This window comes from Caldimonas mangrovi, from assembly GCF_023721835.1.
Taxonomy (GTDB): domain Bacteria; phylum Pseudomonadota; class Gammaproteobacteria; order Burkholderiales; family Burkholderiaceae_C; genus Caldimonas; species Caldimonas mangrovi.
Genome location: NZ_JAMKFE010000011.1, coordinates 172,113 through 181,067, shown reverse-complemented (window position 1 = coordinate 181,067; position 8,955 = coordinate 172,113). Strand labels below are relative to the sequence as shown.

General features: G+C 68.1%; 8 protein-coding genes. 7 read left to right on the top strand and 1 reads right to left on the bottom strand.

The annotated features are described in order from the left end of the window. The 5 genes from M8A51_RS17910 to M8A51_RS17890 all read left to right on the top strand — a co-directional run. Positions 1–299 (top strand): transposase (locus M8A51_RS17910; RefSeq protein WP_251779891.1); only part of this gene is annotated, 299 nt, incomplete at its 5' end. 1,305 nt (positions 300–1,604) lie between these two features. Continuing rightward, positions 1,605–2,825, top strand: coding sequence for a helix-turn-helix domain-containing protein (locus M8A51_RS17905; RefSeq protein ID WP_251779890.1), 1,221 nt, complete (start codon positions 1,605–1,607; stop codon positions 2,823–2,825). A gap of 48 nt (positions 2,826–2,873) precedes the next feature. Then, positions 2,874–3,548 carry an NHL repeat-containing protein gene (locus M8A51_RS17900; protein ID WP_251779889.1) on the top strand — a complete coding sequence of 225 codons (675 nt, stop codon included), beginning with the start codon at positions 2,874–2,876 and terminating at the stop codon, positions 3,546–3,548. Positions 3,549–3,738: 190 nt separating this feature from the next. Beyond that, positions 3,739–4,527: a DUF899 domain-containing protein gene (locus tag M8A51_RS17895; RefSeq protein ID WP_251779888.1), complete on the top strand. Its 789-nt coding sequence runs from the start codon at positions 3,739–3,741 to the stop codon at positions 4,525–4,527. Between the two features lie 30 nt (positions 4,528–4,557). Then, entirely contained in the window at positions 4,558–5,145 is a 588-nt protein-coding gene (locus tag M8A51_RS17890; protein WP_251779887.1) for a hypothetical protein, read from the top strand. A 98-nt stretch (positions 5,146–5,243) separates the two neighbouring features. Here the strand turns inward: M8A51_RS17890 and M8A51_RS17885 are convergent, their stop codons facing one another. Continuing rightward, a complete protein-coding gene (locus M8A51_RS17885; protein ID WP_251779886.1) occupies positions 5,244–5,666 on the bottom strand; it encodes a PPC domain-containing DNA-binding protein in 423 nt (140 codons plus the stop codon). A 223-nt stretch (positions 5,667–5,889) separates the two neighbouring features. On the opposite strand from M8A51_RS17885, the gene urtA reads away from it, so the two are divergent. Further along, complete coding sequence (gene urtA / locus M8A51_RS17880) at positions 5,890–7,167, top strand: urea ABC transporter substrate-binding protein (RefSeq protein WP_251779885.1); 1,278 nt, start codon at positions 5,890–5,892, stop codon at positions 7,165–7,167. A gap of 161 nt (positions 7,168–7,328) precedes the next feature. Continuing rightward, the gene (gene urtB, locus M8A51_RS17875; RefSeq protein ID WP_251779894.1) at positions 7,329–8,927 is read left to right on the top strand and encodes an urea ABC transporter permease subunit UrtB; all 1,599 of its coding nucleotides are present in this window, start codon (positions 7,329–7,331) and stop codon (positions 8,925–8,927) included. Positions 8,928–8,955 lie beyond the last annotated feature (28 nt).

Below are 8,955 nucleotides of genomic sequence, written 5' to 3'. Positions count from 1 at the left end.
TGGGGCTGGTGCCCCGGCAGCGCTCCAGCGGTGGCAAGAGCCAGTTGGGGGGCATCACCAAACGAGGCCAGACCTACTTGAGGATGCTGCTGGTGCAGGCGGCCAAGTCGGCGGTGATGACGGCACATCGCAGAGACGACCGCATCTCGCGTTGGGTGCTGGCCTTGCGAGAACGCTCAGGCTGGCAGAAGGCCGTGGTGGCGCTGGCGAACAAGAACGCGCGCATCCTGTGGGCGGTGATGACGCGCGGCGAGGCGTTCGATGCCAACCACGTGAGCGCCAAGCCGCAAGGCGCCTGAAAACAAACCGATTCCTTGCATGACGTGATGAAGAAGATGCATTGAACAGGTCAGACCGGCAGCGGGCAAGCTCGGCTAACCCCTGGTGGCCTCACATCAACGAGAGGTCCACGCGATAGGAATGGAGCCCCGCTGAGCGGTTCGTATCTGGGTCCGCATCGGCAGCGCACCGCGCTCGATGCAACAAGGCCGTCTGTAGAGTGGCAGTCTGTTCTCTGTCTCGGCGCAACTTCGATATCTCGTCTATGCAGCAATGATCCATGCAGACCATCAAGTGCTTGACTGTGAGAGGAGTCCCTGTAAAGGGTTAGGCGCCATTCGGGCCGGCACTGAGATTGGATGCACTACATGCCCCACGGAGTGTCTTGGAACTCCTCGCCGGGGCGAGCACGATCGCGGGACCAGAAATACAGAACTACCAAGAACGGAAAGGCGATGTACGACACGTAGCGAACCGTACCTGGCGGCGGAATGACGGAGCCCGCGACAGACAGAGCTAGCCCCAGAGCAGAAGCTCTCATTGCCCAGTGCCATAGTGCGACACGTTTACGCATGTTCCTGCAGGTTCATTCCACGGGCAACTGAGAAAGTGCTTTGCGGTTCGAAGCTCATGACTACCGGAAGCGCTCCATGACGATACGGTATGTGAACCGAAGGCAATCGTAGCGGTGTTCGCGTGCAACGAACGGCTCGCTGGCCGCCGAAGGACGGACAGCCCGAGCCGAAGTTGGCGAAGAGTGTGCTCGCGACCAACGGCTGGATCGCCGACCGCGAAGACGGGCGGCCCGCGCGAGCGGCTGCAGGCAACGGTACAGAACAGCGAGCCGGCTCTGCATCTCCATGGCGCCTAACGTTTATTAGGTAACCCCCAGCGTAGCGCCCCCTGCGACCTAAATCCATCCCCTTTTTAGAGGGAAGACCACATCCCGCCTGGGCTCCGCCTCCGTTTGCCGGACACCTGTGGCGCGTTAGACCGCCTAATATTTCACGCACCCGTGGCCGCCCAACCGATGCGGCAAGACGGCGCGTAAGTCGCTCAACTCTGCCCGGGCGGCCTCTGATGCCCGAGCCGCTGCCGGAAGCTTGTTTCCCGGCCGCTGCGTGCTGAACCACAATGCGAGCGAAACGGCGGAGGACGGTCACGTGCAATTCGGTCACGAGCGGCTCGGGGCGGTGCGCCGAGGCATCTCGTTGTGCGGCAGGCGCAGTGAGTTCGTTGCCGGTCTCGATCTTCGGGCGCACGGGCTCACGCCAGTGGCATCGGCAGCGCCGTGTCCGTTCACTCCTATCTCTTAGCTTCCCCGTATGGACTCCTTGATTGCGGCCGCCGCCCGAGCCCTCGCCGCCGGCGACGCCCTCCAGGCCCTCAAGCGAGTGGCCCTGCGCGACGACCCGCCGGCGCTGGCGTTGCGTGGCATCGCGATGGCGCAACTCGGCGAGCACCCGCGTGCGCGTGAGCTGCTGCGGCGCGCGGCGCGCGGCTTCGGCCCGCACGAAGAGCTGGCGCGTGCCCGCTGCGTGGTGGCAGAAGCCGAGGTGGCCTTGGCGATGCGTGATCTGGGCGGGTCGCCGCGCCCGCTGGCGGCAGCGTCGGTGGCGCTGGAAGCGCGTGCCGACCGCGCCAACGCACTGCAGGCGCGGCTCATCGCGGTACGCCGGCTGTTGCTGCTCGGGCGCCTGGACGAGGCGGCCGTGAAGCTGCAAGGCCTCGACGCCCGGGGCGGGCCGCCGTTGCTGATGGCGGTGGCCGAACTGGTGGCGGCCGAGTTGGCGCTGCGTTCGCTGCGCCCCGATGCAGCGCAGGCGGCACTTGCCCGTGCACACGATGCGGCCCGTCGCGCGGGGGTGCCGGCGCTGGTGGCCGAGGTGGCCGAAGCGCGGGCGGCACTCGACCGGCCCGCTGCCCGTCGGTTGCATGCCGGCGGCGAGCAGGCGCTGCGGTTGGTCGAAGTCACGGCGCTGCTGGATTCGGGGGCTCTGGTGGTCGACGCCTGTCGCCACGGCGTGGGGGCGGGCGGCGAGTGGCTGCCGCTGGCGCGCCGGCCGGTGCTGTTCGCGCTGGCACGCGCGCTGGCCGAGGCCTGGCCCGGCGATGTCGATCGATCTGTCTTGATCGCCTGCGCATTCCGCACCCGCCACGCCGACGAGACGCTGCGGGCGCGCCTGCGGGTCGAGATCGGCCGCTTGCGCAAGCTCGTCGCCGGGTTTGCGCACATCGAGGCGACGGCAAGGGGGTTCGCGATCAAGCCGCACGGCGGGCGCGACGTGGTCCTCCTCGCGCCGCCGATCGACGGCAGCCAGGCGTCGCTGGTGGCGCTGCTGTCCGATGGTGCGGCGTGGTCCACCTCGGCATTGGCGCTGGCGCTGGGCGACAGCCAGCGCACCGTTCAGCGCGCGCTCGCCGAACTGGAATCGGCGGGCCGGGTGCGCTCGATCGGGCAGGCGCGTGCGCGCCGTTGGCTGGCGCCGCCGCTGACCGGATTCACGACGATCTTGTTACTCCCCGCTGCGCTGCCGCCTGAGTAGAGTGGATCCCACGGCGCCCCCCTCAGGCGCACCACCAGGAGCCAGACAATGAACCGCAAGACAGACCAGGAAACCGCCGAGGCCCCCGCGCGTGCGGCCGAGATCGTTCGCGAGTACGGCCCCTTTCCCGGCGCCGACAGCATCGCCGGTGTCACCCACGACGGCCACCAGGTGTGGGCGGCCACCGGGGCCAAGCTGGTCGCCTTCGACCCGGGCAGCGGCGAGCCCACGCGCACGCTGGCCTGCGCCGGCGATGCGGGCACCGCTTTCGACGGCACCCACCTCTACCAGATCGTCGAGACGCGTATCGACAAGATCGAGCCGGCCAGCGGCAAGGTGGTGGCGTCGATCCCGGCGCCCGGCCAGGGCGGCGACTCGGGGCTGGCCTGGGCCGAGGGCAGTCTGTGGGTCGGGCAGCACCGCGGTCGCAAGATCCATCAGGTCGACCCGGCCACCGGCAAGGTCCTGCGCACCATCGAGTCGAACCGCTTCGTCACGGGCGTGACCTGGGTCGACGGCGAGCTGTGGCATGGCACCTGGGAAGGCGACGAGAGCGACATCCGTCGCATCGACCCGGACAGCGGCGCGGTGCTGCAGCGGCTGGAAATGCCCCAAGGTGTTGGCGTCAGCGGCCTCGAATCCGACGGGGCAGGGCTCTTCTATGCCGGTGGCGGCCCCAGCGGCAAGGTCCGCGCGGTGCGTCGTCCCAAAGCGGCCGCCTGACGGCGTTGCACCGGCCGAACCCCGGCTGAAGCGCCGGGGCCCACGATCTTGCTTTCCACGACAACGCATGCCCCGGTGCATGTGCGGGCCGCGCTCGCCCTTGCGCAGCCCGAACCCCGTCCGATCGACTCGCTGCGCCGGGCTGGCGCACTCATCACCCGAACGGCTCACTCAGCCAAGGAGCAACACCATGAACACCGCCACTGCACAACTCGACGCCGCGGACCACCCCGTGGTTTCCCGAGACCGATGGATCGCCGAACGCAAGGCGCTGATGGCACGCGAGAAGGAGCTGACGCGCCTGCGCGACCGGATCGCCGAAGAGCGCCGCGCGTTGCCGTGGGTGCGCCTCGAGAAAGACTACGTCTTCGACACGCCCGACGGGCCCCGCGCGCTGTCCGAGCTGTTCGAAGGCCGCCGCCAGCTGATGGTGCAGCACTTCATGTTCGGGCCCGGCTGGGAGCAGGGCTGCCCGAGCTGCTCGTACATGGCCGACCACACCGACGGCATGACCGTGCACCTGGCGCAGCGCGACATTTCGTTCATGGCCGTCTCGCGTGCACCGCTGGCCGAGCTGCAACGGTTTCGGCAGCGCATGGGCTGGCAGTTCAAATGGGTGTCCTCGAACGGCAACGACTTCAACCGCGACTTCTGCGTGAGTTTCATGCCGGAAGAGAGGGCCCGGGGCGAGGTCTACTACAACTACACGATGCAGCCTTTCCCGGCAGAGGAAGCCCCGGGCATCAGCGTGTTCTACAAGAACCACGCGGGCGAGGTTTTTCATACCTACTCGACCTACGGCCGTGGCGTCGAAGTGATGATGGGCACCTACAGCCTGATCGATCTCACCCCCAAGGGCCGCGACGAGCGCAACGTGCCCAACAGGATGGAATGGGTGCGTCACCACGACCGCTACGAGCCGGCGCCGGCGGCGAACGCGGCGACAGCGGCCGGTTCGTGCTGCTCGGCGCACAGCTGACGCGCAACCCCCGGCACACACGAGCACATCATGGCAAGCCACTGGCCATGGCTGGCGGTCGCGGGGGTCGGGGCCTTGCATGGCCTGAACCCGGCGGCCGGCTGGGTGTTCGCTGCGGCCTGGGGCGTGCAGTCGCGTGACCGCGCTCAGGCGCTGCGAGCCTTGCTGCCGATCGCCCTCGGGCATGCGGCATCGGTCGCACTGGTCGCTGCCGCGGTGGCCATGGGCCTGACGATGGATCTCACGCTGTTGCAGGCCCCGGCGGGTGTGCTGCTGGTCGCGGTGCTGGTGGCGCACCTGCGCGGCTGCACCGCCGGGCGGGTGCCGGGCCGGGCCGGGCATGCGGGGTTGGCGCTCTGGTCGTTCATGATGTCGACGGCGCACGGCGCGGGGTTGATGCTGGTGCCCGCACTGGTCCCGCTGTGCCTGGGCGACGGGCCCGCACGTGAGATCACCGCGTCGGGTTCGCTGATGCTGGCGCTTGCGGCGGTGGGCGTTCACACGGCGGCGATGCTCGCGGTGACCGGCGTGATGGCCGCCGGCGCTTGCCGGGGCATCGGCGCGGCGGCTGGCTGGCTGCGCGGCCTGCGGCGCAAGCCGTCCACCGTGGCGCGCTGACCGAAGATCGCCCGCCCGCTGGCCCGATCCGCAGGCCCTGGCGGGTGGTGTGGCGCAAGGAGGTCGAGGCCTTCGAGCCGGCGGCCTGAACGCTGCGATCAGCGGGGCGGCGGTTCCTGGGCGGCGTCTCGCCGGCGGATGACCAATTCCCGGTAGCCGGTGGCGGCATCGGCCATGCGCCGGAATTCCCACTCGGGCAACGCAGCGAGCAGCACCTCGGCGGTGGTCCTGACCATGCAACCCGGGGCCACATGCCCGCCGAGCACGCGGCCGTCGGCCAGCGACAAGGCGGCGTGCAGGTGCGAGCCTTGGTCCGACAAGGTGCCGGCGAGCGTCAGGATCTCGATCGGGCCCTGCAAGGCGACCGGTGCTTCGGCGCCGGCCAGACGCAGCTGCGCGACGTCGAGGCTGCCGACGCCCGAGAGCACGAAGGCAGCGCGCACGCCTTCAGTGGCCAGCGCCGCCTCGAGGGCGCGCCGCAGGTCCTGACCGGGGCTGAGTCGCAGGGGCAATGTCCGCATCGTGGACCGAGCGTACGCCAGTGGCCGCGTCCTGCCAACCGGTGCGCGGCCTGCCCGCGTGGCCTTGCAGCCGCGAAGACGGGACGGCCCTACGCCACATGGCGTATTTCCCGCGGCCGCCCCCGTCCGTAACCTGCGTTCCATCCGGCAGGCCTCGACCTGCCGGAACGGAGCCCGGTTTTCGATCCATCACCGACCCCCATCCTTTCCAGGAGCGCAACCCATGAAATCCTCCCGCCGCAACGTCGTGAAGACGCTTTCCGCCGTCGCCCTCGGCGTGGCCGCCCTCGGCCTGCCGTCCGCCTACGCGGCCGACACCATCAAGGTCGGCGTGCTGCATTCGCTGTCGGGCACGATGGCGATCTCGGAGACGGTGCTGAAGGACGTGGCGCTGATGGCGATCGAGGAGATCAATGCCAAGGGCGGCGTGCTGGGCAAGAAGCTGGAACCGGTGGTGGTCGACCCGGCGTCCAACTGGCCGCTGTTTGCCGAGAAGGCCAAGCAGCTGATCAGCCAGGACAAGGTGGCCGTGACTTTCGGCTGCTGGACCAGCGTGTCGCGCAAGTCGGTGCTGCCGGTGTTCGAGGAGCTCAACGGGCTGCTGTTCTACCCGGTGCAGTACGAAGGCGAAGAGCTGTCGAAGAACGTGTTCTACACCGGCGCGGCGCCCAACCAGCAGGCCATTCCCGCCGTGGAATACCTGATGAGCAAGGACGGCGGTTCGGCCAAGCGCTTCGTGCTGCTGGGCACCGACTACGTCTACCCGCGCACCACCAACAAGATTCTGCGCGCCTTCCTGAAGTCCAAGGGCATCGCCGACGCCGACATCATGGAGGAGTACACCCCCTTCGGCCACAGCGACTACCAGACCATCATCGCGAAGATCAAGAAGTTCGCCTCCGAAGGCAAGAAGACCGCAGTGGTCTCGACGATCAACGGCGACTCCAACGTGCCGTTCTACAAGGAGCTGGGCAACCAGGGACTGAAGGCGACCGACGTGCCGGTGGTGGCGTTCTCGGTGGGTGAAGAAGAGCTGCGCGGCGTGGACACCAAGCCGCTGGTCGGCCACCTGGCGGCGTGGAACTACTTCATGAGCGTGAAGAACCCGACCAACACCGAGTTCATCAAGAAGTGGAGCGCGTACGCCAAGGCCAAGAACATCGCCGGCCACAAGGACAAGCCGCTGACCAACGACCCGATGGAAGCCACCTACATCGGCATCTACATGTGGAAGCAGGCGGTCGAGAAGGCCAAGACCACCGACACCGACAAGGTGATCGCGGCGATGGCCGGCCAGACCTTCAAGGCCCCCAGCGGCTTCGTCGCCAAGATGGACGAGAAGAACCACCACCTGCACAAGCCGGTGCTGATCGGCGAAGTGAAGGCCGACGGCCAGTTCAACGTGGTGTGGAAGACCAAGGGCCCGATCAAGGCCCAGCCGTGGAGCCCGTACATCCCCGGCAACGACAAGAAGAAGGACGAGCCCGAGAAGATGCTCTGATCGACGGGGCGAACGCCCCTTCGCTCTGACGCGGGCCGGTCCTGCCACGGCAGCGCGGCCCGCGATGCAAGTTTTCTTCTTCCGGATGTCGCGACCGGCCCATGGCGTGGTTCGACACGGGTTCCCGAGGGACGACGAGAGTGACTTCCCCGACACGCTGGATGCGGCCGTTGACCGCCGCCTTGCTTGCGCTGTGCCTGATGACGGCCGGCGGCGCCTGGGCGCTGACACCGGAGCAGATCAAGGTGCTGGCCACCGGCGACAACGACGAGCGCATTGACGCCCTGACCGCTGCGGCGGCAGCAGGCGATGCGGCGCTGCAGCCCTATGCACAGGCCTTGCTGGACGACGAGGTGAAGACCGCTGGCGAGCGGGTGTTCATCGTGCGCGGCGGCACGGTGCTCGATGCGGTGACCGGTGCGCCCGCCATGCTGCCGGACGATGCCGAGGACGTGATCAACAGCAACCGCATGCGCCGTGCGCTGCAAGGGGCACTGGCGGCGCTGAAGCTGTTCTCGCCCGAAGCGGGCGTGCGTGCCCGGGCGATCGAAGAACTGCGCGGCGACATCGACGAAACCATGCTGCCGCTGATCGAGAAGGCCTACGCCGCCGAGACCGATGTGTCGTTGAAGGAACTGCTGGAGCGCATGCGCGCGACCATCCTCATTGCCTCGGACGACAAGGACAAGCGGCTGGAAGCGGCGAACGCGCTGGCCGGCAGCGGGCAGCCGGCGGTCAAGGCCTTGCTGCTGGAGCGGCTGGCGAAGCAGGGCGACAGCCATGCGGAGCCGGACGCCGAGGTGCGCGCGGCACTGCAGTCGGCCTTGCGCTCGGTCGAATCGCGCCTGGCCTGGGGCGAGCGGCTGGGCGTCGTCTTCTCGGGCGTCAGCCTGGGGTCGATCCTGCTGCTGGTGGCGCTGGGGCTGGCGATCACCTATGGCCTGATGGGCGTGATCAACATGGCGCACGGCGAACTGATGATGATCGGCGCCTATGCGACCTATGTCGTGCAGAACCTCTTTCGCACCTATCTGCCTGCGGGCCTGTTCGACGCGTACATCGTCGCTGCAGTGCCCGCCGCATTCGCCGCGTCGTTCCTCGTCGGCGCCGTGCTGGAGCGCAGCGTGATCCGCTGGTTGTACGGCCGGCCGCTCGAAACGCTGCTGGCGACCTGGGGCATCAGCCTGGTGCTGATGCAGGGCGTGCGCACGCTGTTCGGCGCACAGAACGTGCAGGTCGAGAACCCTTCGTGGCTGAGCGGGGGCGTCGATGTGATGAGCAACTTGACGCTGCCGTACAACCGCATCGCGATCATCGTGTTTGCCGGTGCCGTGCTGCTGGCGGTGGCGCTGCTGATCGCCCGCACGCGGGTGGGCCTGTTCGTGCGGGGCGTCACGCAGAACCGGCCGATGGCGGCCTGCATGGGGGTCGACACGGCGCGCGTGGACACCTACGCATTTTCTCTGGGGGCGGGGATCGCCGGGCTGGCGGGCTGCGCGCTGTCGCAGGTGGGGAACGTGGGCCCCGATCTCGGGCAGAACTACATCGTCGATGCGTTCCTCGTGGTGGTGACGGGAGGTGTCGGCCAACTGGCCGGAACGGTGTATGCCGCGCTGGGACTGGGGGTGATCAACAAGTTCCTGGAAGGGTGGCAGGGGGCGGTGCTGGCCAAGATCATGGTGTTGTTGTTCATCGTCGCTTTCATCCAGAAGCGGCCACAAGGCTTGTTCGCCATGAAGGGCAGGAGTGCCGAAGCATGAAGCGCTTTCCTGCGTCGTCAGTTTCGTC

Coding starts and splice junctions, on each gene's coding strand:
- M8A51_RS17885 (WP_251779886.1), bottom strand. CDS start 5,666: ATGCGGACATTGCCCCTGCGACTCAGCCCCGGTCAGGACCTGCGGCGC.
- urtA (WP_251779885.1), top strand. CDS start 5,890: ATGAAATCCTCCCGCCGCAACGTCGTGAAGACGCTTTCCGCCGTCGCC.
- urtB (WP_251779894.1), top strand. CDS start 7,329: ATGCGGCCGTTGACCGCCGCCTTGCTTGCGCTGTGCCTGATGACGGCC.
- M8A51_RS17890 (WP_251779887.1), top strand. CDS start 4,558: ATGGCAAGCCACTGGCCATGGCTGGCGGTCGCGGGGGTCGGGGCCTTG.
- M8A51_RS17895 (WP_251779888.1), top strand. CDS start 3,739: ATGAACACCGCCACTGCACAACTCGACGCCGCGGACCACCCCGTGGTT.
- M8A51_RS17900 (WP_251779889.1), top strand. CDS start 2,874: ATGAACCGCAAGACAGACCAGGAAACCGCCGAGGCCCCCGCGCGTGCG.
- M8A51_RS17905 (WP_251779890.1), top strand. CDS start 1,605: ATGGACTCCTTGATTGCGGCCGCCGCCCGAGCCCTCGCCGCCGGCGAC.